Here is a 25,841-nt window from a genome sequence, read left to right as displayed (position 1 = left end):
TTGGTTGGACGCTGGCTCTCCGGGTTGCGCAGGCTCACTGCGGCAGCGGCTGCCGGTAGCGGGAGGCGAGGTCCGAACGGCGGCCGCCGGACAGTACGGCGCTTTCGGCGGCGAGCAGTGCGTCGAGTGCCGCGGACTGGTCCTCCAGGCCCGGGACGCAGATCGTCTCGCCCAGGCGGAGCCCGGTGAGGCTGGCTCGCGCGACGTCCTCGGCGGCCATGACGACGGGGACGGTTTGTCCCACGCCCTGGTGGAACTCGCTGGCCACCGGGCCGGGGCAGACCACCTGCGTGCGGATCCCGGTGTCGGCGAGTTCGTGCCCCAGGGTGCGGGTGAAGGCCACGAGGGCGGCCTTGGCCGCGGCGTACAGGGTGCGGCGGGGCGGGCGTGGGCCGGCCTGTCCGGCGCTGAAGGCGAGCAGCGAGGCGACAGTGACGATGGTGCCGTCGTCGGCGGCGAGCATGCCGGGGAGTGCGGCGCGGACGAGCTGGACATGTGCCTCGGCGTTGAGGGTGAGCAGGTCGTCGATCTCGGCCGGGTCGACGTCGATGAGCGGGGCGTAGCCGCCGACACCGGCGTTGCTGATCAGGAGGCGGACGTCCCCGGCACTCAAGCGTTCCGTCACCGTGGCGATGCCTTCGCGGGTGGCGAGGTCGGCGGGAAGGGTCTCCACGGCGGCACCGGACTTACGGAGTTCGTCGGCCAGGTCCTCCAGCCGGTCGGCGCGGCGGGCCACCAGGACGAAGTCCGAGTCGTCCGCGAGGAGGCGGGCGTACGCGGCGCCGATGCCGGAGGAGGCGCCCGTTATCAAAGCAAGGGTCCGAGTCATGGACCTCAGAGTAGTTCAATAGGCTGCTTCCATTCAAACGTTTGATACCTATGAAGGTGCCGTAGTCTCGGCGCTGGGCAAAAAAGCAGGCGTGGCCGTGCGGCAGTGGATGCCGCACGGCCACGCCTGCCGGGAACGAGGGGACCTACCGGGTCCCGATGGGTCCCGGGGCTGTGCGGGAGGCGGCAGTTCAGCGGCCGTCCCGGTGTGCGTGCGCTTCGGCCAGCAGGAGGTAGCTGCTGGCGGTCCAGGTGTAGGCGCGGTCGCGCAGGCCCGTGCCGGCGACGGCGTCGAAGTTCTCGGCGAAGCCGTGGGTTTCGCACAAGGCGCGGAAGCGGGCGCTGATCTCGTCGGCCAGCCGGTCGTAGCCGGCGCGGCGCAGGCCGTCCTCGATGAGGACGGTGGCGGGGGCCCAGATGGGGCCGCGCCAGTAGCCGTCGGCGAGGTAGTGCGGTGAGGTGGGCAGTTCGGTGGCCAGGCCGTACGGCGTCAGGTGGGCCTTGATGTGGTCGGCCAGCGTACTGCCGACCTCTTCGGGCAGGTGCTCGCCCAGCACGATCGGCATGAGGTCGAGGAGGCTGGAGCTGCTCCAGGTGTCCCCGGTGGCGACCCCTTGGGCGACGAACCTGTCTCCCGTCCAGAGCTGGTCAAGGAGCGCCGTCTGGATCTCCCCGGCCGCCCGCGTCCATCGGCGCGCCTCGTCCGGTCTGCCCAACTCGGTTGCCAGGTCGGCGAGTTCGTGCAGTTGGAGAACGAGGAAGGCGGCCAGGTCGGCGGTGACGACGACCCGTTCGGGGTCGAAGGTGGTGGCATTGTCCCAGCCGCTGTCGTTGCCGTGCTGGTAGTGGGCCAGCCCGGCGCCGGGTGCGCGCCGCGCCGTGAGCCAGAAGTCGGTCCAGCGTTCCAGCCGGTCGTAGGCCTCGGCAAGCTCCTCCTGGCCGGGAGGCGTCGGCAGCCTGCGGCGCAGGTGGCCGAAGGCCCAGCCGTGGATGGGCGGCTTGACGAAGTTGTGGAGGACCTCGGAGTGGGTGATCGAGTCGGGCAGGGCGCCGCTGTCGTCCTGGTGGTCGAAGGGCAGGGCGAACTGGTCCAGGGCCAGGTCGGGACAACCGGGGGCCAGGGCAAGGGCGTTGAAGCAGTGATCCCAGCTCCAGACCTTGTCCATCCAGTGCTTGGACATCAGCACGGCGGGCCGGGTGACCAGGCCGGTCGGCCGCACGGTCGCCGACCAGACGACGTAGGCGGCGAGTTCGGCCGCCGGGGTGGCGGAGGAGCGCCAGGGTGCCACGGCGTCGACGAAGGCCGCGAACGCACCCCGCGCGGACTCCACGATGTCGTCGAAGGTCACCGAGGACGCGTACCGCGGGCGGGCGGTGTCGAGTTCCTCGATCGCGATCTCCCACTCTCCGTCCGCCCCGGCGGTCACGGCGAGACCGCGGTCGCCGCTGCCCAGGCCCTGTGCTCCGGCCGTGTCGGCGACGGTGCCGGAGCGTACGGTGACGCGGTAACGGCGGCCGGTCTCGTACGAGGTGAACACGTACGCGTCCGCTGCCGGGTCGTGGAAGAAGTAGGTGCCGCTGAACGGGGTCAGGACCCGCGCGGCAGCCCGGACGCCCATGCTCAGGCCGGTCCCCCGCAGGCGTACGGTGTCCGGCGACTCGTAGGCGAGATCGACCCGCCCGTCCCCGCTGATCCAGCTGAGCAGGCCCGGTGTCGCCTCGACGCGGGTGTCGGCGCGCTCGCCCGTCGCCGTGGCCAGGGGGACCAGGCGCAGGACGGCGTGCATGCCGTTCTGGTGCGAGACGAGGTGGAGGTCCTCGGCACGGGTCTTCTCCGACACCACGGGCGAGATGCCGAACCAGGATCCGTGCGTACTGAACGGGATGTCGTGGACGGAGAAGGCCGGACCAGGTCGGGCGGCGGTCATGACGCTGACTCGTTTCTGGAGCAGGGGACGTCGGCCGGCTGACACACAGGCGGCTCGGTCGTGACGGGGTGGGGCGGGACGGCCTCAGTCCTTGACGGCTCCGGCGGTCACACCGGCGGCGACATAGCGCTGGGCGAGGACGAGGATCACCGCGGCCGGCAGTGACGCCACGACGGCGGTGGCCATGATGGCGTTCCACTCCTGGTTGTTGTTGCCGATGTAGTGGTAGATGCCGAGGGTGATCGGCTCGTTGGCGCCGCCGTTGACCAGGGTGCTGGCGAAGACGAAGTCGGACCAGGACCACAGGAAGGCGAACAGCGAGACCGTGACGACGGCGTTGCGGCTCATCGGCAGCACGACGGACCAGAAGGTGCGCAGGGCCCTCGCTCCGTCCACCTGCGCGGCCTGGATCAACTCGCTGGGGATACCGGACATGAAGGCGGTGAAGATCAGCACCGCGAACGGGACCGCCAGGGTGGAGTCGGCGACGATCAGGCCGGGCACCGACTGGAGCAGGCCGAGGCTGAGGTAGATGGCGTAGAAGCCCATCGCCATGATGATGCCGGGGATCATCTGGGCGGCCAGCAGGACGAAGCTCAGCACGCCCCCGCCGCGCGGGCGCAGTTTCGCCAGTGCGTAGCCCGCGGGAGCGGCCAGCGCCACGGTCAGTACGACGGTGCCGAGGCCGATGACCAGGCTGGTGCCGAGGTAGGGCAGCTGCTGGTCGAGGACGGCCCGGTAGCCGGCCAGGGTGCCGTGGACCGGCAGCAGGTCCGGCGGGCTCTTGCGCATGTCCTGGTCCCGGGTGAAGGACACGTTGACCATCCAGTAGACCGGGAAGAGCATGACGCCGGTCAGCAGCAGACCGACGGCCGTCTTCCACCACGGGCGACCGGTGCTTCGGTTCATGACAGCGCCTGCTTTCGCTGGACTCGGACGTAGACCAGGCCGAAGACCAGGGCGGCGACGACGAGCAGGTTCCCGACGGCCGCGCCCGGGCCGAAGGCGGGCAGGAGGTTGCCGAAGCCGAGTTGGTAGGACCAGGTGGCGAAGGTGGTGGACGAGTCGGCCGGGCCGCCCTTGGTCATGATCCAGATGATGTCGAAGACCTTGAGGGTGTAGACGAGGCCCAGGAGGAGGGTGATGGCGGAGACCGGGCGCAGCAGCGGGAAGGTGATGCGCCAGAAGCGCTGCCAGGCGTTCGCCCCGTCGAGGGAGGCCGCCTCGTACAGGCTCGCGGGAATGGACTGGAGGCCGCTGTGGAGGACGACCAGGTTGAAGGGGACGCCGATCCAGATGTTCGCGATGATCACCGAGGCCAGCGACCAGGACGGCGAGGTCAGCCAGTTGACCGGCCCGATGCCGAGGGCGTGCAGGGCGGCGTTGACGATGCCGGAGTCGCTGTTGAGCATCCACGACCAGGTGGACGCCGAGACGATCAGCGGCAGCAGCCACGGCACCAGGAACAGGGCGCGCAGGGTCGCCGACAGGCGGAAGTGCTGGTTGAAGAAGACCGCGAGGGCCAGGCCGATCGCGTACTGGAAGACCAGGCACACGGCGGTGAACACCACGGTGTGCAGCAGCGCCGGAGCGAACGTCGGGTCGTCGAAGACGGTCCGGTAGTTCTTCAGGCCCGTGAAGGGCGCGTCGCCCTGCACGAACGAGCGGACGGTGTAGTTGCGCAGGCTCAGGTCGAGGTTGCGGTAGAGCGGATAGGCGTAGAAGAGGGCGAGATAGAGGGTCACCGGGGCGAGGAAGGCCCAGGCGGCCCACTGCTGGGAGGTGGGCCGGCGGCGTTTTTGGCCGCGGGCCGGGGGCGGGGCGGCGGTCGCCGCCCCTTTCCGGACGCGCGCGGGCAGGTGCTCCGGCAGCTGTGTCGTGTGGTTCATCAAGACCCTTGAGGTGGGGCTACTGGGCGGCGGACTGGGCCGCGGTCAGCGCGTCCTTGGGTGACTTGGACCCGCTCAGGGCGGACTGGACGGCCTTCCACATCTGCTCGGAGATCTTGGGGTACTTGGTGCCCAGGTCGTCACTGGTGCGGCCCTTGGCCGCCTTGACCGCGTCGACCCACGGCTTCAACTCGGCGTTCGCGGCCACCTGCTTGTCCTGGACCTCGCTGGTGGGGGCCACGTAGGACAGCGTGGTGTCGGTGTCGTAGAGGTTGTCGGTGCTGGTCAGGCAGGTCGCCAGCTTCTGGGTGGTGGTGTAGCGGCCGGTGTCCTGCTGGACCGGGAGGGTCACGAACTCACCGCCGGTCGGGGCCGCGGCGTTGCCGCCCGTGGCGCCGGGGACGGGAAGCACCCCGTAGTCGAGGCCGGCCTTCTTGGCGCCCGCGAGCTGCCAGGTGCCGTTCTCGGCGAAGGCGTAGTCGCCGCTGGTGAACTCCTGCCAGCTGGTGGTCTGGGTGTTGTTGAGCACCGAGTTCGGGGCGTAGCCGTTCTTCAGCCAGTCCTTCCACAGGGAGAGGGCGGACACGGCCTGGGAGGAGTCGAGTTCGGTCAGCTTTGCGCCCGAGCCCCAGAGCCACGGAAGGAACTGGAAGCTGCCCTCCTCCGTGCCGATCGCGGAGAACGTGATCCCCTTCTTGCCCGCCTTCTTGACCTTCTCCAGCGCCGCCGTCAGCGACTTCCAGTCCTTCACCGAGGTGATGTCGACGCCCGCGGCCTTGAGGACCTTCTTGTTGTAGTAGAGGGCGAGGGTGTTGGCGCCGATGGGCGTGCCGTAGGTCTTGCCGCCCGACTGGCCGGCCGCGAGCAGGTTGGGGTCGACCTTCGAGGTGTCCAGCTTGCTGTCCTCGGTCGTGGTGAGCACTCCCGCCTCGGCCAGGGTCGACACCACCGGGTTGTCGACGATGAGGACGTCCGGCGAATTGCCCTGCTGGGCCGCCAGCAGTGTCTTGTTGCCGAGGTCGCTGGTGTCGAAGGCGGTCCGCTTGACCTTCACGCCGGCCTTGGTGCCGCACTGGTCCAGCAGCTTCACCCAGGCCGAGCTCTTGTCGAACTGCGGGTACGGGTCCCAGATGGTGTACGTCCCGCTGCCGCCGCCCTCGGCGTCGGTGCTCCCCGAACCGGAGGAGCAGGCGGTGGCACTGACGGCCACGGCCAGGGCGGTCAGGACCGCGGCGGTCAGACGGCGCTGTCTGGAGGAGCTGTTCATTGCGGGATTCCTTCGTTTTTGGCATGCCGGTGCCGAGGGCACGGGTGGCGAGGAGGGACGCGGTGTCGAGGGGAGACGCGGTGGCGAGGAGGGACCGGGCACAGCGAACGGCACGGTTGAGCGGTTCGAGCGTCCGGTGCGGTGAGGAGGAGACGGAGGAGGAGGGTTACGCGGGTGTGGTCAGGGCGTCGTGGCGGCCTCGGCGTCCGCGGTGGGCGTGGCTCCCGCGGGCCCGGTGCTGGCCCGCAGGGAGATGGGCGGCACGAGGAGGTGGTGCCGGGGTGCCGCGTCGGGATGGTCGAGCCGCTCCACCAGCAGTTCGACGGCGTGCCGGCCCATCTCCTCCGCGGGTACGTCGGCCGCGGTGAGCTGCGGGGTCACCGTCTCCGCCCACCGGCCGGCCACGACTCCGGTGACGGAGAAGTCGCGCGGCACATGGCGGCCCGCCTGGGCGAGCCCCCGGTAGAGACCGCCCAGAGCGGCCTCGTTCAGCGTGACCAGGGCCGTGGTGCCCGGGTCGTCGCGCAGGATCTGTTCGAGACATGCCTGGCCTGACGCCGCGTCGTCGCCGCAGCAGTAGGTCCGGACCGTCAGCCCGCGTTCGGCCGCGGCCTTGGTGAAGCCGTCCAGGCCGCGGTGCGCGGACTCGTACCCGGCCCGCAGCAGCTGCTCGGGCCGGTTGACGAAGGCGACCCGGCGGTGGCCGAGATCCGCCAGGTGGTGGACGCACGCCGCGGCCAGCGCGGTGTGGTCCAGGCCCACCCACCAGCCGCCCTCCGGATGGGCGGTGCGGCCGATGGCGACGGACGGAAAGTCCAGCGCGGCCAGGTGGTCCACCCGGTCGTCCTCCAGTTTGATCTCCATCAGGATCGCGCCGTCGACCCGCCGCTCCCCCAGCAACCGCTGGAAGGAGCGGTCGCTGTCCACACCGCTCGGCGACAGCAGCACGTCGTAGTCGTAGGCCGCGGCAGCCTCCACGACACTGCCGATGAAGTCCAGCTGCATGCCGGTGTAGTGGTTCCCGGCCGGGGGGAACACCAGGCCGATCGTGCTGGTCCGGCCGTTGGCGAGGGCCCGGGCGCTGGCGTTCGGGCGGTAGCCCAGCTCGTCGATGACTTGCTGGATCTTCCGCCGGGTGTCGTCAGACACCGGGCGTTTGCCGCTCAGCGCGTAGGACACGGTGCTGCGCGAGACACCGGCCCGCCGGGCGATCTCACCGATGTTCACGGCGGCTCCTTGATCGAACCGGTTCGACACCTCGGAGTGAGAGGCGGTCTCCGGTCGTGAGGGGGTGGGACGGGGCGGGGAGCGAGGGCCGGCCGTCGAACCGGTTCGCGTGAAGTGAAGGTAGGAAGTGCCCCCACGCCTGTCAACACCCCTGACCGCACTTTCCGTATCCGCGGACGGATCGCGAGATTCTTGAGTCGGAGGGATTGTTGGCCGGGTTTCCCGGTGCTAGCTTCCCCGAACCGGTTCGATGAAGTAATCCTTCCGTCTGCCATGGGCCTGTTCCGCACCCTCCCCCGGAACGCGGGGCCGCCAACCCCGCTGTCCAGAAGCTGTCCCCTGCCCGCCGCGGCGCGGCGATCGAACCGGTTCGCGCCACCTCGCTCCCTCCACCGTGGAGACGGCATGCAGACGGGCAGCCGACGGAGCAGGGCCGGCCGAGACCCCCGTACTCAAGGATTGAGGACGCAATCCATGCCATCCGCTGACAGATCCGCCCGGCGCCGGGCCCCGGCCGCCCTGGCACTGGCTCTCGGTGCGGGCCTGCTGGCCGCACCGGCCGCCCCCGCTCAGGCGGCCGACACGCCCCAGCCCGCCGCCCACTACACCTTCGACCAGGACGACCTCGCCTCGGGCCAGATCACCGACAGTTCCGGCAACGGGCTGACGGCGACTTTGATGAACGGCTCCACCGCCCAGTCCGTCGCGGGCCCGGACGGCGGCAAGGCGCTGGCCCTGCCCGGCGGAGCACCCACCTCCGACGGCGCGTACGTCCGACTGCCCCGCGAAGTGCTGGGCGACGCAAGCGACTTGACGGTCTCGGCCCGCGTGAAGTGGAGCGGGGACACGTCGTCCTGGCAGCGGATCTTCGATCTGGGCACCGACACCACCAAGTACCTCTTCACGACCCCGAACAACGGCAGCGTGCTGCGCACCGCGCTGACCACCGGCTCAGGGGGCGCGGAGGCACAGGTCTCCGGCTACGCGCCACTGCCGGCCGACGCCTGGCGGACCGTCACCGTCACCCTCGACACCTCCGCCGGCCGGGTCACCACCTACCTCGACGGCGTGGCGGTCTCCTCCGCGAAGACAACCGTCAAGGCCAAGGAACTGCTGGACAGTTCGGCCACGGCCGCCGGGTACATCGGCAAGTCGTTCTACCCGGACCCGCTGCTCAAGGGCGCGATCGACGACTTCACGGTGTGGCACTCGGCGCTCAGCCCCGAGCAGGTTGCCGCAACGGTCGGGAAACTGCCGACCCTTCAGGAGCTCTCACAGACATCCTTCGCTGTCCGTACCACCAGCGGCACCGCACCCACCCTCCCTGCCGGTGTCCGTTCCTCCTTCTCCGACGGCTACGACCGCGACATGCCCATCACCTGGGACGCCGTACCGTCCGACAAGTACGCGCGGCCCGGCACGTTCACCGTGGCCGGGACGGCGGCCGGGCGCGCGGTGCGGGCGACCGTCACCGTGGTCCGCGAGGGCCAGCTCACCGTCGACCTCGGCTCGGACACCGGCGCGTTCCACGGCGGCGCCTCCGGCACGCTCTACGGCGTGTACGGACCGGACGTGCCCACCAACAACCTCATCGAGGGGATGGGCCTGCGCACCGTCTCCACGAAGGCGCAGGACGGCCCGCAGCACCCCGGCGCCGACGCGCTGGACGTGGTCAAGCCGCTGGCCGACTCCACCGACGGTGATGTGTACATCTACATGACCGACATCCACCGCGGCTTCCCGTACGAGTGGCCGGGCGCCACCCCCCAGGAGAAGCTCAAGCTCTACGAGGAGAAGATCGCCAAGCAGGTCGACCAGGTTCTCCAACTCCCCGAGCAGTACCAGGACAACATCGTCTTCGTGCCGTTCAACGAGCCCGAGGGCAACATGTTCGGCACTGGCGAGTGGAGCTACAACAAGGTCAGCTGGCTCAACGACCCCGACGACTACTTCGCCGCCTGGGACGCCGCCTACAAGCTCATCAAGGGCAAGATGCCCAGCGCCCGCATAGCCGGCCCCAACACCAGCGTCCTCTACGACCAGGTGAAGGGCTTCCTCACGCACGCCCTGGCCGCCGGCACCCTCCCGGACGTCATCACCTGGCACGAGCTGAGCCACCCGGAGGCGGTGCGCGAGAGCGTCGCCAAGTACCGGGTCTGGGAGAAGGAACTGTTCAAGGGAACCGACCGGGAGGGCACCCAACTTCCCATCAACATCAACGAGTACGCGTTCAACTACCACACCTCGGTGCCCGGCCAGATGATCCAGTGGGTGTCCGCCATCGAGGAGTCCAAGGTGGACGCCGACATCGCGTACTGGAACATCGACGGCAACCTCTCCGACTCCGCGGTGCAGTCCAACCGCGGCAACGGGCAGTGGTGGCTGCTGAATTCGTACGCCTCGATGAGCGGGCACACCGTGACGGTGAACCCGCCGTTCCCGGGCGAGAACTACACCATGCAGGGCGTCGCCACCCTCGACGAGAAGAAGAAGCAGGCACGGCTGGTCTTCGGCGGGTCCACCGGCAAGGGACACATCACCTTCGCGGACGTCCCGAAGAAGCTCTTCGGCAGCCGTGTGCACGCCTGGGTTCGGGAGATCGAGTGGAGCGGACAGGTCGGCGACAACTCGGGCCCGAAGCTGCTCACGGAGACGAACCTGAAGGTCGGTGACGACGGCACGGTCGCCGTCGACTTCGGCGACGGCGCCCTGCCGAAGCTCAAGGAGTCCTCCGCGTACGAGATCGTCCTCAGCCCGGCCGGGAAGGCGAAGAGCACGCAGTCACCGCCCGTGCGCTGGCAGGGCTCCTACGAGGCGGAGGACGCCGCCCACACCGGCTCCGGCTACTCCAAGAACGGCCCGGAGGGGTCGACCAGCGACGTATCGAAGTTCTACACCTCCGGCGGCTACGACGTGGGCGGCCTGCGTACCGGTTCGGACGTCACCCTCGACTTCACCGTGGACGTGCCCGAGGACGGCACCTACGACCTGAGCACGTTCGCCAACTCCCTCAACACCTTCGACAAGGTGAAGGATCAGGGACCCACCAACGTCTTCCTGCGGGTGGACGGAAAGGCGGACGGCGAGCAGGAGTTGTACCTGCCGCTGGGCTACAAGTGGGCGGTGTGGGACCACACCGACACCAAGGTGAAGCTCACCAAGGGGAAGCACACCCTGACGCTCGCCGCGAAGAGCGCCGACGGCAAACGCGTCACCAAGGGCGACGCCATCGTCGACCGGCTCACCCTCTCGCTCCCCGAGGCGTCGGCCGGCATCCAGGTGTACGAGGGCGAGCTGGCCTGGCCGGCCGGCGGGGCACAGCCCGTCTACAACCTGCCGAAGCAGGCCGGCACGCCCGCCGGCGGCTCGGGCGCGGTCCAGCTCAAGAAGGACCAGACCGCCACGTTCTGGGTCTACTCCCCCGCCGACCGCGAGGCCACCCTCGACGTCGACGCCCTCGGCGGCACGGGCGCCCGGCTCTCCGTCAACGGGCACGACGTCCTGCGCCTGGCCAAGGGCGGGGGCAAGGTGGCGGTCTCCCTCTCGGGAGGCGTCAACAAGGTGACGGTGACCGGGAGTTCGTCCACCACCCTCGTCGACCGTCTCACCGTCACTCCCAGCCAGGGCACCCTCAAGGCGCGTACCTACGAGGCGGGCGACGCCGAGCTCGCGGGCTCGGCCACGCTGACCCCGCTCTCCCTGGCCACGGCCGGCACGGCGATCACCGGCATCGGCGGCGAGCCCCGCAACGGCAACACCGCGACGTTCGATGTCGCCGCCGACCGCACCGGCCTGTTCGCGCTGCGCATCCGCTACTCCAACCCCGAGCAGTCCGCGGCCACCCACTACAACCCGGACCCGCTCGCCCGCCACGCCGACATCAGCGTCAACGGCGGCGAGACGCAGCGCGTCGGCTTCCCGCACACCTTCCACCAGAACAACTTCTGGGAGCTGACCGTCCCGGTCCGCCTGAAGAAGGGACAGAACACCATCACCTTCCGCTCCGAGGAACTGCCGAACTTCGACGGCACGACCTACGCCTCGGACACCTTCCCCGGTGTTCTGCTCCGCTCCCGCTACGCGCCGCTGATCGACCGGATCGCCGTCGCGCCGTACGCGCGGGAGGTGCGATGAGGTGAGCACCACCGGCGGCGACTCGGCACGCGCGGAGTCCGTATGACGGGCGGCGCCCCCTGCGAGCCCACGCGGAAGGCGTGACCGCTTCGCCCACGGTGCCGCACGGCGATGCGCCCGGGCCGCCACAGTTGGCGGCCCGGGCGCATCGCTGTCTCAGGAGGTCGGGGGCTGCCCGGACCAGGCGGCGCTCAGGAGATGACGGAGGCCTTCCGCGGTCACCTCGCGGGGGTTGCCGTAGGGGTTGGCCAGCGAGACCTGGACGATCCGGTCGATGTCGCTCTCGGCCATGCCGAGCTCCCGCAGGGAGCGTGGGGCACCCAGCCGGCCGGCGAGGTCCCACAGATGTGTGGCCGGATCGGCGGAGGTACCGAGGGCGCGGCCGAGCGCTGCCGCCGCCTTGGGCGCCGCGTCCTGGTTGTAGGCGAGGGCGTGCGGGAGCACCACGGTGTGGGTGGGGGCGTGCGGCAGGTCGAGGGTGCCGCCGAGAGCGTGGCAGAGCTTGTGGTGCAGGGACATGGTGGTGGCCCCGAGACAGGCGCCGCACAGCCAGGCGCCGTACTGGGCGCGGGCTCGGGCGTCGAGGTCGGCGCCGTCGGCCACGACGTCCGGGAGTGCGGCGGCCAGCGCCCGTACGCCTTCCTCGGCCATCAGGTCGATGACCGGGGAGGCGTCCGGCGCGTACAGGGCCTCCACCGCGTGCGCGATCGCGTTCATACCGCTGGTCACGGAGATGGCCGCCGGCAGGGTCACGGTGAGCGCGGGGTCGTACAGCACCGAGACCGGCAGGACGCGCGGATCCCTGCCGGTGCGCTTGACGCCGTTCTCCGTCATACCCCACACCGGCGTCATCTCGGACCCGGCGTACGTCGTCGGTACGGCGATGATCGGCAGGCCGTACTGGAGGGCGACGATCTTCCCGAGGCCGATCGCGGAGCCGCCGCCGACGGCGACGCAGCCGTCCGCGTTCACCTCTTTCGCGCGCCTGCGGGCCCCGGCCGCCGCCTCGGCGGGCACGTGCATGCGGGCGTGGGGGTGGATGTCCGCCGCGCGGGCGCCGATGAGGCCGGCGACCGTCTCGGCGAGCTCCCGCTGTCCGGGCGAGCACAGCACCATGACCCTTTTGAGGCCGGCGTGGTCGACCTCGTCGGCGAGCCGGTCGAGGGCTCCGGGGCCCATCACCACACGCATCGGGAGTGCCTGGTAGCGGAAGTCGAGCGGGGTGTTCATCGGGCGTCCTTGTTCGTCTCGGGCTCGACGCTGATGTCGAACTCGGCCATGCGGAACGGGGCGGTGACCCGGTAGTCGTGGGCCTTCTGCTCGTCGTCGACCTGCGCGAAACCGACGACCAGGCTCTCCTTGACGGCGAAGACGGCGTCCGAGTCCTGGTAGGGGCTGTCGGCGACGAAGATGTGCGTCGTCAGCGGTCGGTGGCCGTCGGCGTCGACGATGAAGTGGATGTGGGCCGGGCGGTACGGGTGCCGCTCGGTGGCGTCGAGCAGGAGTCCCACCGGGCCGTCGGTCGGAATGGGGTAGTGGCTCGGCACCACCGTGCGGAACCACAGGCGGCCTTCGTCGTCGGTCCGGAAGAGACCACGTCCGTTGCCCGGCGGCTGGACGTCGGGCTGCTGCACGTCGTAGAAGCCGTCCTCGGTGCACTGCCAGACGTCGACGCTCGCCCCGGCCAGTGGGCTGCCGTCCGCCGAGGTGACGCGGAGCGACACGACACAGGGCTTTTGGGTGCCCATGAGATCGATGCTGTCGCCGCTCTCGCGCTTCGGGGACTCCACGACGTGGAACGGCCCCAGGACCGTGCTCTCGGTGCCGCCGCCCTGCTCGTTCACCGTCTCGACCAGCATGGAGACACCCAGCACGTCGGAGAGGAGGATGAATTCCTGTCGGGTGGGATCACATGTCTGCCCGACGGCGGTGAGGTACTCCACGGCGTACTCCCACTCCTGGATCGTGGGGCGCAGCTCACGGACGTAACCGTGCAGATGCCGGACGAGCCCTTGGAGCAGTTCACGCAGCCGGGGGTCCGGGGTGTCGCGGAAGCTGTCGACGGCCGCGGTGGTGATGGCCTTCGCCGCTTCGTCGGTGCCGGGCATGACGTACCTCCAGTGGTGGCGGGCTTGCTGAGAAACACTACGGAACCGCACTTCCCCTGACGGGGCAGGCGGACCGGGTCACGAGGTGGGCACATCCTCGGCGTCGTAGCCGTAGATCCAGCCGTTGCCCACCAGAGGGTCGGACCCGGCGAGTGCCGTGTCGCGGGCCTGTTGTTCGGGGCCGTCGGGCAGGTGGTTGATGTCGCGGCGGGCGTGACTGATCTGCTGGAGGCGCGTGGTGCGTTCGATGCGTACTGCCTCGTAACTCTTGAGCGCCTGCTCGGGATCGTCGGCCGACTCGGCCAGGCAGCGCGCCAGCACCGCGGCGTCCTCGATGGACTGGGCCGCGCCCTGGGCGAAGAAGGGGAACATGGGGTGGGCGGCATCCCCGAGCAGGGTGGCACGGCCCCGGCTCCAGTGCCGCAGCGGCGCCCGGTCCAGCATGGCCCAACGGCCGGGGACGCCGCCGGCGGCGATGAGGTCCGTCACCCGCGGGTCCCAGCCGGCGAACTCGGCCTGGAATTCCTCGATCGTGGCCGTCGCGCTCCACGACTCGTCGGTGTAGTCCCCGGCGGGGGCGAAGGCGACGACATTGACGCCCTGTCCGCCGTTGATCGGGTAGTGCACGAAATGCCGTCCCGGGCCGAGCCAGAGGGTCTGGGCCGGGCGCAGGGCGAAGTCGGGCGCCGCGTCGGCGGGCACGATGGTGCGGAAGGCGCAGATACCGGAGTACTCCGGCGGCGCGGGCTCGGCGACCGTGCCGCGGACGACGGAGTGCACGCCGTCGGCGCCGATGACGACGTCCGCCTCGACGCGACCGCCGTCGGCGAAGCTCAGTCGCACTCCGTGCGGGCTCTCGTCGATCGAGGTGCACCGGGCGCCCAGGCGGATCCAGTCGCCGGGTACGGCCGACTTGACCGCGTCGAGCAGGTCGGCCCGGTGAACGACGTAGGTGCCCTCGCCGTAGAGCCGCTCGCACACCTCGCTCAGCTTCTCCACCGACAGCACACCGCCGTCCGCCCAGCGGCGGAACTCCCAGCCCCAGTCGAGCGGTACGGCACGGCGCAGCAGTCGTTCCATGACACCGAGGCGGCGCAGCAGCCGCACGGCGTTGGGGGCGACGACGAGTCCGGCGCCGACCTCGCCGAGCGCGGGGGCCTGCTCGTAGACGGTTGCGGTCAGTCCCGCGCGGCGCAGGAAGGCCGCGGCGGCCAGACCGCCGATGCCGCCCCCGATGATGGCGATCCGCGGGCCGGGCACTTGGGTGGGCATGGATCCACTCCTGTCTTTCAAGGGCTGGCGCCCTGCTGACCTGGATCCTGGCCGACGTCCTGACGGCTCCGAAAGCGCTATGTTCATTCAATGGACAGCACCTTTTCGTGGCCGCCCCTGGTGGTGGAGGACTGATGCCGCGCACCAGTCAGCCCGGTCGCAGCGTGAGTTCGCGGCTGCTCGACGTTCTCTTCGCGTTCCGGCCCGGCCGGTCGCGCCTCACCCTGGCCGACCTGACCCGGGAGACCGGACTGCCCCATGCCACGGTGCGCCGGCTGGCGCTGGAACTCGTCGAGGCGGGAGCGCTGGAGCGGGCACGGGACGGAGGGTTCACCGTGGGCATCCGGCTGTGGCAGCTGGGCACACTGGCACCGCTGAGTCTTCCCCTGCGTACCGTCGCCCTCCCGTTCATGGACGACCTGCACACCGCGCTGCGGCAGCACGTCCAGCTCGCGGTGCTGGAAGGCACCGAAGCCGTGCTCGTCGAGCGGCTGTCGGCGGGCAGCGCGGTGGACGTCATGTCGAGGATCGGCGGCAGGCTGCCGCTGCACTGCTCCGGCGTCGGCAAGGTGCTGCTGGCCCACGCCGGTCCCGAACTGATCGAGCAGGTGATCGCACAGGGTCTGTCCGCGTACACCGACCGCACCATCACCGATCCCGCACGGTTGCTGGAACAGCTGGACGAATGCCACGAGACCGGGGTGGCCGTCGTCCTCCAGGAGGCGACATCCGGCGCCGACTCGGTGGCCACCCGTGTGCTCGACGACGAGGGCAGGGTCGTCGCTGCCCTGTCGGTCGTCGTGAGCGCCGGTTCGGTGGATCTGCGGACGGTACGGCCGGCGGTCATCGCCTCCGGTCTGGCCGTGTCCCGCAGGCTCGGCTGGCGTCCCCCGGCGGGAGTCGGGCGAGCGCAGCAGTCGTACGGGTCGGAATGACGGGACAGTGCAGTCCTCAGGCTGATCCGGTCCGGGCAGGTACCTCGTAGCCGAACGGCCGCTGCGCCCTGAGGGGCGACAGCGGCCGACGGCACGGGGGTCTGCGCGAGGACGACAGCGCTCAGGCGGGCTTCTCCTCCTGGTTGGTGATGAAGTCGCCCGGCATCTCGGGGCTCCAGACTGCGGCCGGGCAGTCCCAGTCGTTGGGCTTCCAGTCCTCGGTGATGCGGTCCATGTCGCTGGAGTACTCGATCCAGCTGCCCCAGGGGTCCTGGATGTAGTGGAAGAGGTTCGAGCCGAGGGTGTGGCGCCCCAGGCCCCAGCCCTTGGAGTGGCCCGCGGCGGACATGTTCCGCGCGCCCATGGCGATCTGGTCGATGTCGGACACCATCCAGCTGGAGTGGTGCAGGCCGGGGTGGGCCGCCGGGACGAAACCGAAGACGTGGTGATCGCCGGGGCCCGAGTTCATGAACGTGGCGATGCCGGGGATGCGGTCCGACAGACGGAGCCCGAGGGTGCGGGCGTAGAAGGCCTCCGAGGCGACCAGGTCGGAGCTGAAGATCAGCATGTGCCCCAGGCGCTGGGGGCGGGGCTTCTCGTCGGCGTTGTGCCAGCGGGCCTGATCGACCCGCCGGACGCGGTCGCCGACGTTGGCGTCCTGCGCGTCCGTGGTGCCGAACTCGCGCCAGGAGGCGATCCCCTCGTCACGGAGGTTGATCAGGTTGCCCTCGTGATCCCGCAACCACAGTCCGCCGGGCACCTCGGCCGGCGCGTCCAGCAGCTTCAGCCCCATGCCCTCGATGTGGCGCTGCCACTCCGGCAGGGAGTCCGGCTCCACCGCGAAGGCCACGTGCTGGAGCCGCTTGACCGGCCCTTCCATCAGCACCGTCTGGTCCTGCTCCCGGCCGTCGCAACGGATCACCACGGCGTTGCCGCGCTCCGCCGTCTCCAGTCCGAACGCGTGGTAGAAGCTCGCGCCCGTATCCAGCGAGGGCACTTGGAGGCCGTAGTGCAGGAGACCTTTGACACGCAACATTCTGTACTCCTCATGGTTCCGGTGGATCCGCGTCCCTCACGCATCACACCTCTTTAAGTGTGTACACCTGTCGAGCGATGCGTCTAGTGTCAAGCGGAAGCTTTTGCGCCATGGACTCATGGATCACGTCATCATCTCTCGCCGCCGAGCATCTTGAAGCGCCCGGCCACCCCTTCCGAGGTCCATGTGTATGCACTATGGTTCGCTTGCCCTCAGAGAGTCGCGTGTCGGAGGATTACATGGAATTTCCTGAATGGTCGCTTGTGCAGTACCGGGTCGACGACTCGGAGAAGCTCGCCGTCGGTGTGAGCGTCGGGGGGAGCGTCGTCCAGGGGCCGCCCGGGACGGAAGGCCTGTCGATGATGGAGGTGCTGAGCCGATGGGGCTCTCTCGCTCCGCTGCTGCGGGATTGGACCCCGGCGGTTGCGGACGTCATCGCCGACGCCCGGCTCGCGCCCCCGCTCACGTATCCCGGCAAGGTGCTCTGCGCGGGCGCCAACTACTGGGACCACTGTGCCGAGATGGGCGTCGAGCCGCCGGAGGAGCTGGGTGATCCGTTCTTCTTCCTCAAGCCGCCCACGACGACCGTGACGGGACCGGGAGACCCTGTGCCGCTGCCCTCCTACCCGGGTGCACGTGTCGACTGGGAGGCGGAACTCGCCGTGGTAATCGGCAGCCCCGGCCGTGACCTCTCGCCCGAGCGGGCCCTCGACCACGTGGCCGGCTACCTGGCGGCGAACGACATCTCGGCCAGGGACCGGGTCACCGCCGCCAAGCCCGTGGGCGAACCGTTCGCGTACGACTGGGTCGGCCACAAGGGACAGGACGGGTTCTGCCCTCTCGGCCCCGGACTCGTTCCCGCCTGGCAGGTCCCCGACCCGCAGAACCTGCGGATCCGGTTGACCGTCAACGGTGTGGTGAAGCAGGACTCCTCGACGGCACAGATGATGGTGCCGATACCGGAAGTGGTCGCGGCGGCCAGCCGCCTCACCCGGCTCGAGCCCGGGGACGTCATCCTCACCGGCACACCGGCCGGCGTCGGAATGCCACGTGGAGAGTTCCTGGCCGCCGGGGACGAGGTCGTCGTCGAGATCGAGCGGGTCGGCCGCCTGGAGAACACGGTGGTGGCGTCATGAACAACACGGCTACGGAACTCGGCTGGCCGGACCTGCTGCCGGTGCCCGATGAGATGCGGGCCATGGTGTTCAACCGGTTCGGACCGCCCGACGTCCTGGAACGGGCCACGATCGACATCCCCCGCCCCGGCCCGGGCGAGGTCCTCGTACAGGTCGCCGCGGTCGGCATCGGCCGACTGCTCGACCTCACGGCCCGCGCCGGCAACCACCCCTACGCCAAGATCCAGCCGCCCCACGTGCTGGGCGCCGACCACTCGGGCGTCGTCGCCGCGCTGGGAGACGGTGTGGACTCCATCCGGGTCGGGGACCGCGTGGCCGTGTTTCCCGCGGTCGCGTGCGGCGCCTGCGCCTTCTGTGTGGAGGGCCGCGAGGAGGTCTGTCCCGACCTGGGGGTGATAGGCACCCATCGCCCCGGTGCGTACGCCCAGTACTGTGCGGTACCCGCGCGCAACGTCCACGGGGTCCCCCACGACATTCCGGCGGCGATGGCGGCTTCCCTGGCGCTCGTCGGCGCGGTGGCCGCCAACCAGCTGGCCCAGGCGGGCCTGCGCCCCGGGCAGTGGGTACTCGTGCAGGGCGCCGCCTCCGCCCTCGGCTCCACCACCGCCGCCTACGCTCAGCACCTCGGTGCGAGGACCATCGCCACCTCTCGCTCGCCGGAAAAGCGCGAGGCACTGGCCGCGGCGGGCGCCGATGTCGTACTCGACTCCACCGCCCCGGACTTCGTCGACCGCGTGCGCGAGGCCACCGGCGGTCACGGCGTGGACATCGCCGTCGACAACCTCGGTGACCCGGCCATCTGGGACGCCACCCTCGACACCCTGGCCCACGGCGGCACCGTGGTCACCTCCGGTGCGTTCCTCGGCGGCAGGGTCCAGGTCGATCTGCGGCACCTGTACTCCGCCTGCCACCGCATCATCGGCGTACGCACCGGAAACGCCGCCTCGGTCGACGCGCTGTGGACTCAGGTCGAGCTAGGATTCCGCGCCGTCGTCGACCGGACCTTCCCCATCGCCCGCGCCGCCGACGCGCACCGCTACATGGAGGACGACGACAACCTCGGTCGGGTGGCACTCACTCAGGGGCCCGGGGACTGGGACGCGTAAAGAGGGGGCTGGGGCGCGGCGCGTAAAGACCCGGTCTTCGGTCGGTCGGGGGGCTTTAGGGACGATGCTTCACCGTCGCCCCCAGGCTCCGTCCCCAGCCGCCCGCCCGGCAGACCTGACGTCAGGACTGACCGTTGCCGGCGATCCCCAACGCGGTGCGCGTGGCCGCGGGTTCGTACTCCGGGGCGATGTCCGCCAGGACGTTCAGGGCGGTACGCGCGAGGTGACGCGCGATCACGCGTACCGCTTCGTCCTGGTCACTCAGCCGCAGCGCCTCCAGCAGCGCTTCGTGCTCGGAGTTCGCGCGGGCCCAGGAACTGTGTACTCCCAGTTGGGCCAGCCGGACGTAGCGCTCACTGTGCTCGCCGAGCGACACGAGCATGCGCTGCAACTGCGGTCCCACCGACTTCGTCGCGATGCGGTGGAATTCCTTGTGCGCCGCATGCCACTCGTCCGGGCGGTCGTCGCCCGCCCGGTCCTGCATGCGCTTCAGCGCTTCGCCCATGCGCTCCAGGTCCCCCGGCGCGAGCGACTTGGCCGTCACGCTCACCGCGAGCGCTTCGAGCATGATGCGGGCTCCGTAGACGCCGTCCAGGTCCTCGGGATCCACGGCCCGCACCCTCGCCCGCTGGTCGGGCTGTGCGTCGATGAGCCCTTCTTCCTGGAGCAGCCGGAACGCCTCACGCATCGGCGTGCGGCTGACGCCGAGTTTCCGTGCCATCTGGGCCTGGAGCAGTGCGGACCCCGGGGGCAGTTCACCGCTGAGGATCATCTCCCGCAGGCGTCCGTGGACGTCGAGGGCGAGTCGGCGTCCGCCCGAGGCCGGTTCGGGCGTTCCGCCCGACGATGTGGACGGAACCTGCGACGCATCGCTTCCGTCGTCCGTCGGCCGTGCTTCCTCAGGGGTCTCGCCCCTCCGCCTGCTCATGCCCGGAGTCTACCCAGGTGTATGCAGCTGCGGTACGCGGAAGTGGCAAGGAGCAGTGACCCCGCCGCATCCCCCTTGAGGATTCACCGCGAGGGGGGCTTCACTGTATCCACTCACCAGAGCGCAGGCCCGCGAGAATGTCAGTCCACTCGCTCTTGGCCCACCTCAGTGCTCCGGGCTGGGACCGATCAGCGACTGGAGCGGGCAGGGGGGCTGCCAGGCCGGACTGAAGCGGCGGCGCAGGTCGGCGACCGCCTCGATGCCGCGCAGGGTCACGTCGGGTGAGGTGGACAGTCCCGCGGTCCCGAGGAGGCCGGGCGCCGCGGCCCGGGCGACGGCCTTCGGCAGGCCGTGCCGTACAAGAGCCGCTTCTATGCCCGACGCACCGGAGGTCAGTAGCTCCGCCGTGCTCAGGCGGCAGACCTCGAGGTAGGCACGGATGTGCGGCGTGGTGGCCACCGTGCGCGGAACCACCACCACTCCGGTGAGGATGTCCGGTGCCACCTGGAGGTGGCCACCGAGACGCGGGTATCCCTTCTCCGTGGCGAGGACGTCGAAGGGCGGATGGAGCGTGGTCCCGTCGACAGCGCCGGTCGACAGGACCTGGAACCTCTGCAAAGCGCCGCCCACCGCGACGAGTTGACTGTCGTCGACCGGCGAGTCGGCGACATCGGCCAGTACGGCACGCAGGACGAACGCGAAGGCGCTGCGCGCGTTGTCGACCGCCCACCGGTCCGTCGGCGACGGTGGGCCGGGACGCCGGTGCACGGCGAGTTCGCCCATGCCCTCGGCCTGGACGGCCACCGGGTCCCGCCGCAGCAGTCCGCGCAGGAGGTGGTCGGGAGACGTGTGCATGATGTCGTAGTCGCCGTCGTTCCAGCCGCCGATCTGCTGGTCTGAGGAGACGACCTCGAAGAGGTTCACCTCCAGTCCCGCCTGCTGGAAGTACCCGGAGTCGAGGGCGTGGTACAGGTGGACGGCGCCCGCGCCGGGGAAGAGACCCACGGCCAGCCGTCGCGCGGGCTCGCCCGGCACGCGAAGTGCGTTCAGGGAAAGTCCGTTCAGCGGAAGCTCGTTCAACGCGGGGAGCACGCCCGCACCGGTCACCGTGTCGTCGGCACGTCTCTGATCGACGGAACTTTCTGAGCCTTGCATGCGGAGCGTTCCTTCGGGTCATCGGGGCGTCGGGGCATGGGGCAGGACAGGCAGGAGGGACGAGGTGCGTTCCGGGCAGGTCCGGGAAGGGAGAGCGGGTCAGTGGGGGTCGCCCGGGGTGCCGGAACCGGCCAGCCACTTCGCCCCTTCGTCGTAGAGACGTCGCACGACCTCACCGGTCAGGCCCGGCAGCCCGTCCTTCACCGTGAAGCCGGCCTTGGTCTGCAGGTAGCCGAGGTGCCGGTAGCCGGCCGGGAAGCGGCCCAGCAGCCGCGGATCCAGGTCGAGGGACGCGGACGGATCGACCACGTCCAGGCGGTCCTTCTCATAGATCGGTTGTCGGCGCACGATCTTCCACGCGCCGTCGTGGCGGGCGCAGAAGTCGTAGAAGCGTCCCGTGCAGACGACGTCGACCTCCACCCCGTCGACCATGGCCCGCTGGTTGATGGTCATCTTGGTCTGGGCGATCGCGCGGTCACCCACCACGTCGGCGGTGTGCCCGCCGAGGAAGTGGAGAATGCTGACCCCGTTGTCGAATCCCTCCCGGCTCACGGCGATGAAGTCCGCCGCCGGGCCCTGGAACCAGGTGGCTGTCATCCAGCCGTCCGCCGGGTGCCATACGGTGGCGAACCGTTCCCAGTCGCCTGCGTCACGCCACAGCGCCCAGTTCTCGACGAGCTGGCGGATCTCACGCTGATCCGTCTCGGTTGTCGGCATCGAAGACCTCCGTTGCACCGGATTGCACGGCTTACGCCGGCGATGATCGCGGCAGTGAACGCAGCCGTGAGTGGCGACAGCCAGGACGGTAGTAGCTGGTCGAGAATCAGTCGAATTATTGTTGTCTATGCGATATATAGGCATCGTGAATAGTGACTCTCGGCCCGTGGGCCCCGTGTACGGCCTGCACCGCATTGACCTCAACCTGCTCCCGCAGCTGGCCGCCCTGCTCGAGCACCGCAGTGTCACTCGTGCCGCCCAGGCGGTCGGACTGACCCAGCCGGCCATGAGCAACGCACTGCAGCGGCTGCGGCGCACGCTCGGGGACGAACTCCTCGTCCGGGTCGGCCGACAGTATGTGCTCACGACGCGGGCCGGCGCGCTGATCGAACCGCTCAACCTGATCCTGGAGACCGCGACCAGCCAGGTGCTCGCCCCGCCGACGTTCGACCCGGCAACCTCCGAACGCACTTTCCGCATCGCCGCGTCCAGCGCCTCGGCTCTGACGGTCCTCCCCCTTCTGAACGCCACGGTCGCCGAATCCGCCCCCGGTGTTCGGCTGCACCTGGAGGCGCCCGAGTCGGCGATGGACCTCACCCGCAGCGAGGCGACCGCGGACGTGGCACTTCTGCCGGACACCATGCCGACCACACTGCCGAGGGAGCGGCTCTACAACGAAAGCTGGGTCCTGGTCGCGGACGCGGACAACGACCGCATCGGCGCGACGCTGACCGTCGACGACCTCTCCCGACTGCCGCACGCGGTGTTCGAGTGGGAGGGAGGGCGAGTCGGTGGCCAGCAGGCCCTCGCCAGGATGATTCCCGATCTCGACGTGCGGATGGTCGTCTTCGACTTCCTGATGATCCCTCCGGTGGTGAGCGGCACACACATGATCGCGCTGCTGCAGCGCCGACTGGCTCACCATCTGGCGGCACGGCACGGGCTGCGCGTCATGGAATCGCCGGTCCCCCTGCCGACCCTCGGAATCGATCTGGTGTGGAACCCGCGCGGCGCCACCGACCCTGGGCGCGCGTGGCTGCGGGAGCAGCTTGTCCGCGCGGTTCATTGATTCTCTGATTGTCGATCATTCCTAGCATCCATTGAGCTCATACCTCGCGGACTCCGCAGCGATGCACGCGTCCGCCTCACCGGGGTAACCGGGGCGGAAGTGCGGCGCATGTGCATACACATACAGCGCCGCTTTGCGTATAATCAGAAAATATAGCGCCATTTCCTGCACGTAACCCTTTACATGGTTGTAGCAGTGTGCACACTTAGCGGTGGCGAGGCGAGTACCAGCCGATGCCGCCAGGACATCGGGGAGAGCCGCCGTCCTCGCCTCCGCATGTGCGTCCGGGGTGGAGCCGGCCGACCGCCACCACAAGACCCACGCCGCACCCGAGCGAGAGAACCCTCACCGCAACAGCACAGCCATGTGAGAGGAATCGTCATGCACGAAAGCAGTCGCAGAGGAAGTCGTGGCAGTGTCACCTGGCCCCCGGTGACACTGCTGGTACTCGCGATCTGCGGGATCACCGTCGTAGCCGATGGGTACGACGTCGTCGTCTACGGCGCGGTGATTCCGTCCCTGCTCCACGAACCCGGGTGGGCCCTCACTCCCGCCGGCGCCGGCCTGATCGGTTCCTTCGCCCTCATCGGGATGCTCATCGGAGCCACGACCGTCGGCACGCTCACCGACACCCTGGGCCGGCGCAGGACGCTGATCGGCTGCCTGATCTGGTTCTCGCTGATGACGGGCCTGTGTGCGGCGGCCACCTCTCCGGAGGTGTTCGGCCTCTTCCGCTTCCTCGCCGGCCTCGGTCTCGGCGGCGTGCTGCCGACCGCGAGCGCGCTCGTGGGCGAGTACTCGCACCCCAGGACGCGCAACCTGGTCTTCGCGATCCTCTTCAGCGGCTTCCCCGTGGGCGGCATCATCGCCGCTCTCACCGCGATCTTCGTGATGCCACGGTTCGATTGGCAGGCGATGTTCCTGCTCGGCCTCCTCCCGCTCCTCCTCGTCCTGCCGCTGACCATCAGGTTCCTGCCGGAATCGATCACGTTCCTCCGGGCGAAGGGGCGGCACGCCGACGCGGAGCGGGTGGCCGACCGCTGGGACATCACCTCGGACGACACGCGGCAAGTCGTACCGGCGTCGGAGCACAGCCCGTCCGGCGGCTCGGAGAACATGTCGCCGGTACGGGCCCTCTTCTCGCGGAGCTATGTCGTGGCGACTCTGTGCTTCCTGGTGATGACGTGCCTGTGCCTGTTCATGATCTACGGCTTCAACACCTGGCTCCCGGAGATCATGCGCCGCGCCGGCTACTCAGCGGGCTCCTCTCTCGGCTTCCTCCTCGTGTTCAACATCGGAGCCGTCGTCGGCACGCTTCTCATCGCCATGGCGGCCGACCGGCTCGGCTCCAAGCCGATCATCACCACGACCTACCTCGTGTCCAGCGTGGCCGTCCTCCTGCTCAGTCTGCGACTGCCCACGACGGTGTTGTACGCCGCCGTCGCACTGGGCGGCGTCGGGGCGATGGGCACACAGTCGTTCGTCCTCGCGTACGTCTCCAAGCACTATCCGGTGCGCATGGGAGCCACGGCGATGGGCTGGACGCTGGGATTCGGCCGCCTCGGCTCGATGCTCGCCCCGCCGCTGCTCGGGCTCATCATCGGAGCCGGGCTGGCGTTCCAGTGGAACTTCTACGCACTCGCCGTACCCGGTGTCATAGGCGCCCTGCTGGTCGGGGCGGTTCCCCGCGCACCGGGAGCGGAGGAGACCGCAGGACACGAGGGTGCGGGCGGGACGGCGCGCCCCCTCGCGGAGCAGACGTGAGCCAGGCCCTGGGGTGACGTCGAGCTGCCCCTGTGATCAAGCCGGTCAGGCATGGGGGTGGACTGCCGATCTTGGTCCTCATGCCTTGGTCCTCAGGCATCGGGCGTCTGCTCGAGCATCGCGAGCGTCAGGACGTTGCCGCCGATGCCCCAGCCGCCGTCGGTGACCTCCTCGACGAGGACCATGGTGTTGGCGCGGGCCCGTTCCCCGTAGATCTCCACGTAGAGCTCGGTGGTGCGGGTGACGATCTTCTCCTTCTGCTTCTCGTCGAGGGTGCCGGCAATGACCTTGAAGTTGGCGAACGGCATGGTGGTTCTCTTTTCTGGAATGGGGGTCAGAGGGAGCTGCCTGTGGTGAGGGTCTGTGGCGCGAGCGGCGCGGTGGGTCAGATGATGCCGCCGTTGGCGCGGACGACCTGGCCGTTGACCCAGTGGCCGGCCGGCGAGGCGAGGAAGGCGACGACCTCGGCGATGTCGGCGGGGGTGCCGAGCCGTTCCAGCGGGGACTGGGCGGCCAGGCGGGCGATGGTCTCCTCGTCCTTGCCCTCGAGGAACAGGTCGGTGGCGGTGGGCCCGGGGGCGACGGCGTTGACGGTGACGTCCCGGCCGCGCAGCTCGCGGGCGAGGATCATCGTGAGCGCCTCGACGGCACCCTTGCTGGCGCTGTAGGCGCCGTAGCCCGGAAAGGCGAGGCCCACCACGGAGGTGGAGAAGGTGACCATCGTCCCGCCGCTGCGGATCTTCCGCGCGGTCTGCCGGGCGACGACGAAGCTTCCGCGGATGTTGGTGCGGTGCACCGCGTCCAACTCGGCCAGATCCAGGTCGGCGACCGGGGACAGGTACAGTCGGCCGGCCGCGTGGACGACCACGTCGACGCCGCCGAACTCGGACTCGGCGGTGTCGAACAGCGCGGCCACCTGCAGCTCGTCGGCGACGTCGGCCTGGACGGCGACCGCCCGGCCACCGGTGGCGGTGACCTCCTTGACGGCGGCCTCGGCCAGATCGCGGTTGCCCGCGTAACCGACCACGACGGCGAATCCGTCGGCGGCCAGCCGGCTCACCGTCTCGCGGCCGATACCCCGGGAGCCGCCGGTGACGATGGCGACGCGGGGTCGGTCCGGGTGGTCGTCGAGTGCGGCGCGAGTCGGCGCGGTTTCCTGGTTCGACATGGGGACTCCTGCGAGATGCCGGATACGGAGTGCCACGACGGGTGGATCGTGGCGGGGGCATCGGCGTTGTCACCGGCTGCTCCCTGCTTGTGTCTCCAGCGTGGGCCCGTGCTGCCGCGCCAGCCAGGGCTGTCTCCACCCAGGGGTTGGCACCCCCTGGCTCAGGACGCCGAC

Annotated in this window: 21 protein-coding genes; 6 read left to right on the top strand and 15 right to left on the bottom strand. The window is 69.8% G+C overall.

Annotation, left to right across the window (positions count from 1 at the left end; translation table 11 throughout):
• Nucleotides 1-34 precede the first annotated feature (34 nt).
• The 6 genes from OHA64_RS41755 to OHA64_RS41730 all read right to left on the bottom strand — a co-directional run bounded on the left by OHA64_RS41755 (nt 35) and on the right by OHA64_RS41730 (nt 7,139).
• Nucleotides 35-829 carry an SDR family NAD(P)-dependent oxidoreductase gene (locus OHA64_RS41755; RefSeq protein ID WP_405622397.1) on the bottom strand — a complete coding sequence of 265 codons (795 nt, stop codon included), beginning with the start codon at nt 827-829 and terminating at the stop codon, nt 35-37.
• Nucleotides 830-1,019: 190 nt separating this feature from the next.
• A complete protein-coding gene (locus tag OHA64_RS41750; RefSeq protein ID WP_405622396.1) occupies nt 1,020-2,756 on the bottom strand; it encodes an amylo-alpha-1,6-glucosidase in 1,737 nt (578 codons plus the stop codon).
• An 84-nt stretch (nt 2,757-2,840) separates the two neighbouring features.
• Nucleotides 2,841-3,665 (bottom strand): carbohydrate ABC transporter permease, encoded by an 825-nt coding sequence (locus OHA64_RS41745; RefSeq protein WP_405622395.1) that lies wholly within the window; start codon nt 3,663-3,665, stop codon nt 2,841-2,843.
• Nucleotides 3,662-4,645 carry a carbohydrate ABC transporter permease gene (locus tag OHA64_RS41740; RefSeq protein ID WP_405622394.1) on the bottom strand — a complete coding sequence of 328 codons (984 nt, stop codon included), beginning with the start codon at nt 4,643-4,645 and terminating at the stop codon, nt 3,662-3,664. The genes OHA64_RS41745 and OHA64_RS41740 overlap by 4 nt, the downstream gene beginning before the upstream one ends.
• A gap of 19 nt (nt 4,646-4,664) precedes the next feature.
• Complete coding sequence (locus OHA64_RS41735; protein WP_405622393.1) at nt 4,665-5,912, bottom strand: extracellular solute-binding protein; 1,248 nt, start codon at nt 5,910-5,912, stop codon at nt 4,665-4,667.
• A gap of 180 nt (nt 5,913-6,092) precedes the next feature.
• Nucleotides 6,093-7,139: a LacI family DNA-binding transcriptional regulator gene (locus OHA64_RS41730; protein ID WP_405622392.1), complete on the bottom strand. Its 1,047-nt coding sequence runs from the start codon at nt 7,137-7,139 to the stop codon at nt 6,093-6,095.
• Between the two features lie 474 nt (nt 7,140-7,613).
• Here OHA64_RS41730 and OHA64_RS41725 point away from each other — a divergent pair, with 474 nt between their 5' ends.
• Complete coding sequence (locus OHA64_RS41725) at nt 7,614-11,273, top strand: LamG-like jellyroll fold domain-containing protein (RefSeq protein ID WP_405622391.1); 3,660 nt, start codon at nt 7,614-7,616, stop codon at nt 11,271-11,273.
• A gap of 156 nt (nt 11,274-11,429) precedes the next feature.
• On the opposite strand, the gene OHA64_RS41720 is transcribed toward OHA64_RS41725, so the two are convergent.
• From OHA64_RS41720 to OHA64_RS41710, 3 genes are all read right to left on the bottom strand, one after another.
• Nucleotides 11,430-12,503, bottom strand: coding sequence for a maleylacetate reductase (locus OHA64_RS41720; protein ID WP_405622390.1), 1,074 nt, complete (start codon nt 12,501-12,503; stop codon nt 11,430-11,432).
• Nucleotides 12,500-13,381 carry a dioxygenase gene (locus OHA64_RS41715; RefSeq protein ID WP_405622389.1) on the bottom strand — a complete coding sequence of 294 codons (882 nt, stop codon included), beginning with the start codon at nt 13,379-13,381 and terminating at the stop codon, nt 12,500-12,502. Before OHA64_RS41715 ends, OHA64_RS41720 begins: the two co-directional genes overlap by 4 nt.
• A 78-nt stretch (nt 13,382-13,459) precedes the next feature.
• Nucleotides 13,460-14,653 carry an FAD-dependent monooxygenase gene (locus tag OHA64_RS41710; RefSeq protein ID WP_405622388.1) on the bottom strand — a complete coding sequence of 398 codons (1,194 nt, stop codon included), beginning with the start codon at nt 14,651-14,653 and terminating at the stop codon, nt 13,460-13,462.
• A gap of 134 nt (nt 14,654-14,787) precedes the next feature.
• Between OHA64_RS41710 and OHA64_RS41705 the strand changes: the two genes are divergently transcribed.
• Nucleotides 14,788-15,588 carry an IclR family transcriptional regulator gene (locus OHA64_RS41705; protein WP_405622387.1) on the top strand — a complete coding sequence of 267 codons (801 nt, stop codon included), beginning with the start codon at nt 14,788-14,790 and terminating at the stop codon, nt 15,586-15,588.
• A 121-nt stretch (nt 15,589-15,709) separates the two neighbouring features.
• Here OHA64_RS41705 and OHA64_RS41700 read toward each other — a convergent pair whose 3' ends face one another.
• Entirely contained in the window at nt 15,710-16,624 is a 915-nt protein-coding gene (locus OHA64_RS41700) for a VOC family protein (RefSeq protein WP_405622386.1), read from the bottom strand.
• 239 nt (nt 16,625-16,863) lie between these two features.
• Between OHA64_RS41700 and OHA64_RS41695 the strand changes: the two genes are divergently transcribed.
• Together OHA64_RS41695 and OHA64_RS41690 are read left to right on the top strand one after the other, a co-directional pair.
• Nucleotides 16,864-17,760 (top strand): fumarylacetoacetate hydrolase family protein, encoded by an 897-nt coding sequence (locus tag OHA64_RS41695; RefSeq protein WP_405622385.1) that lies wholly within the window; start codon nt 16,864-16,866, stop codon nt 17,758-17,760.
• The gene (locus OHA64_RS41690; RefSeq protein WP_405622384.1) at nt 17,757-18,866 is read left to right on the top strand and encodes a zinc-binding dehydrogenase; all 1,110 of its coding nucleotides are present in this window, start codon (nt 17,757-17,759) and stop codon (nt 18,864-18,866) included. Before OHA64_RS41695 ends, OHA64_RS41690 begins: the two co-directional genes overlap by 4 nt.
• A gap of 121 nt (nt 18,867-18,987) precedes the next feature.
• Here OHA64_RS41690 and OHA64_RS41685 read toward each other — a convergent pair whose 3' ends face one another.
• The 3 genes from OHA64_RS41685 to OHA64_RS41675 all read right to left on the bottom strand — a co-directional run bounded on the left by OHA64_RS41685 (nt 18,988) and on the right by OHA64_RS41675 (nt 21,666).
• Nucleotides 18,988-19,794 carry a GntR family transcriptional regulator gene (locus OHA64_RS41685; protein WP_405622383.1) on the bottom strand — a complete coding sequence of 269 codons (807 nt, stop codon included), beginning with the start codon at nt 19,792-19,794 and terminating at the stop codon, nt 18,988-18,990.
• Between the two features lie 165 nt (nt 19,795-19,959).
• Nucleotides 19,960-20,949: an ABC transporter substrate-binding protein gene (locus OHA64_RS41680; protein WP_405622382.1), complete on the bottom strand. Its 990-nt coding sequence runs from the start codon at nt 20,947-20,949 to the stop codon at nt 19,960-19,962.
• Between the two features lie 99 nt (nt 20,950-21,048).
• Nucleotides 21,049-21,666, bottom strand: a complete 618-nt coding sequence (locus OHA64_RS41675; RefSeq protein ID WP_405622381.1) for a nuclear transport factor 2 family protein — start codon at nt 21,664-21,666, stop codon at nt 21,049-21,051.
• A 166-nt stretch (nt 21,667-21,832) separates the two neighbouring features.
• On the opposite strand from OHA64_RS41675, the gene OHA64_RS41670 reads away from it, so the two are divergent.
• Complete coding sequence (locus OHA64_RS41670) at nt 21,833-22,735, top strand: LysR family transcriptional regulator (RefSeq protein ID WP_405622380.1); 903 nt, start codon at nt 21,833-21,835, stop codon at nt 22,733-22,735.
• A gap of 381 nt (nt 22,736-23,116) precedes the next feature.
• Nucleotides 23,117-24,499: an MFS transporter gene (locus OHA64_RS41665; RefSeq protein ID WP_405622379.1), complete on the top strand. Its 1,383-nt coding sequence runs from the start codon at nt 23,117-23,119 to the stop codon at nt 24,497-24,499.
• A gap of 92 nt (nt 24,500-24,591) precedes the next feature.
• Here the strand turns inward: OHA64_RS41665 and OHA64_RS41660 are convergent, their stop codons facing one another.
• Nucleotides 24,592-24,807 carry a tautomerase family protein gene (locus OHA64_RS41660; protein ID WP_405622377.1) on the bottom strand — a complete coding sequence of 72 codons (216 nt, stop codon included), beginning with the start codon at nt 24,805-24,807 and terminating at the stop codon, nt 24,592-24,594.
• A gap of 77 nt (nt 24,808-24,884) precedes the next feature.
• Nucleotides 24,885-25,667, bottom strand: coding sequence for an SDR family oxidoreductase (locus tag OHA64_RS41655; RefSeq protein WP_405622376.1), 783 nt, complete (start codon nt 25,665-25,667; stop codon nt 24,885-24,887).
• Between the last annotated feature and the right edge of the window lie 174 nt (nt 25,668-25,841).

It is taken from the genome of Streptomyces sp. NBC_00076, from assembly GCF_045041235.1.
Taxonomy (GTDB): domain Bacteria; phylum Actinomycetota; class Actinomycetes; order Streptomycetales; family Streptomycetaceae; genus Streptomyces.
This window is presented reverse-complemented; position numbering and strand designations above follow the sequence as displayed.

Bases quoted from the DNA above. Each gene is read 5' to 3' on its own strand.
- OHA64_RS41755 (WP_405622397.1), bottom strand. From the start codon at position 829: ATGACTCGGACCCTTGCTTTGATAACGGGCGCCTCCTCCGGCATCGGC.
- OHA64_RS41750 (WP_405622396.1), bottom strand. From the start codon at position 2,756: ATGACCGCCGCCCGACCTGGTCCGGCCTTCTCCGTCCACGACATCCCG.
- OHA64_RS41745 (WP_405622395.1), bottom strand. From the start codon at position 3,665: ATGAACCGAAGCACCGGTCGCCCGTGGTGGAAGACGGCCGTCGGTCTG.
- OHA64_RS41740 (WP_405622394.1), bottom strand. From the start codon at position 4,645: ATGAACCACACGACACAGCTGCCGGAGCACCTGCCCGCGCGCGTCCGG.
- OHA64_RS41735 (WP_405622393.1), bottom strand. From the start codon at position 5,912: ATGAACAGCTCCTCCAGACAGCGCCGTCTGACCGCCGCGGTCCTGACC.
- OHA64_RS41725 (WP_405622391.1), top strand. From the start codon at position 7,614: ATGCCATCCGCTGACAGATCCGCCCGGCGCCGGGCCCCGGCCGCCCTG.
- OHA64_RS41720 (WP_405622390.1), bottom strand. From the start codon at position 12,503: ATGAACACCCCGCTCGACTTCCGCTACCAGGCACTCCCGATGCGTGTG.
- OHA64_RS41715 (WP_405622389.1), bottom strand. From the start codon at position 13,381: ATGCCCGGCACCGACGAAGCGGCGAAGGCCATCACCACCGCGGCCGTC.
- OHA64_RS41710 (WP_405622388.1), bottom strand. From the start codon at position 14,653: ATGCCCACCCAAGTGCCCGGCCCGCGGATCGCCATCATCGGGGGCGGC.
- OHA64_RS41705 (WP_405622387.1), top strand. From the start codon at position 14,788: ATGCCGCGCACCAGTCAGCCCGGTCGCAGCGTGAGTTCGCGGCTGCTC.
- OHA64_RS41700 (WP_405622386.1), bottom strand. From the start codon at position 16,624: ATGTTGCGTGTCAAAGGTCTCCTGCACTACGGCCTCCAAGTGCCCTCG.
- OHA64_RS41695 (WP_405622385.1), top strand. From the start codon at position 16,864: ATGGAATTTCCTGAATGGTCGCTTGTGCAGTACCGGGTCGACGACTCG.
- OHA64_RS41690 (WP_405622384.1), top strand. From the start codon at position 17,757: ATGAACAACACGGCTACGGAACTCGGCTGGCCGGACCTGCTGCCGGTG.
- OHA64_RS41685 (WP_405622383.1), bottom strand. From the start codon at position 19,794: ATGAGCAGGCGGAGGGGCGAGACCCCTGAGGAAGCACGGCCGACGGAC.
- OHA64_RS41680 (WP_405622382.1), bottom strand. From the start codon at position 20,949: ATGCAAGGCTCAGAAAGTTCCGTCGATCAGAGACGTGCCGACGACACG.
- OHA64_RS41675 (WP_405622381.1), bottom strand. From the start codon at position 21,666: ATGCCGACAACCGAGACGGATCAGCGTGAGATCCGCCAGCTCGTCGAG.
- OHA64_RS41665 (WP_405622379.1), top strand. From the start codon at position 23,117: ATGCACGAAAGCAGTCGCAGAGGAAGTCGTGGCAGTGTCACCTGGCCC.
- OHA64_RS41660 (WP_405622377.1), bottom strand. From the start codon at position 24,807: ATGCCGTTCGCCAACTTCAAGGTCATTGCCGGCACCCTCGACGAGAAG.
- OHA64_RS41655 (WP_405622376.1), bottom strand. From the start codon at position 25,667: ATGTCGAACCAGGAAACCGCGCCGACTCGCGCCGCACTCGACGACCAC.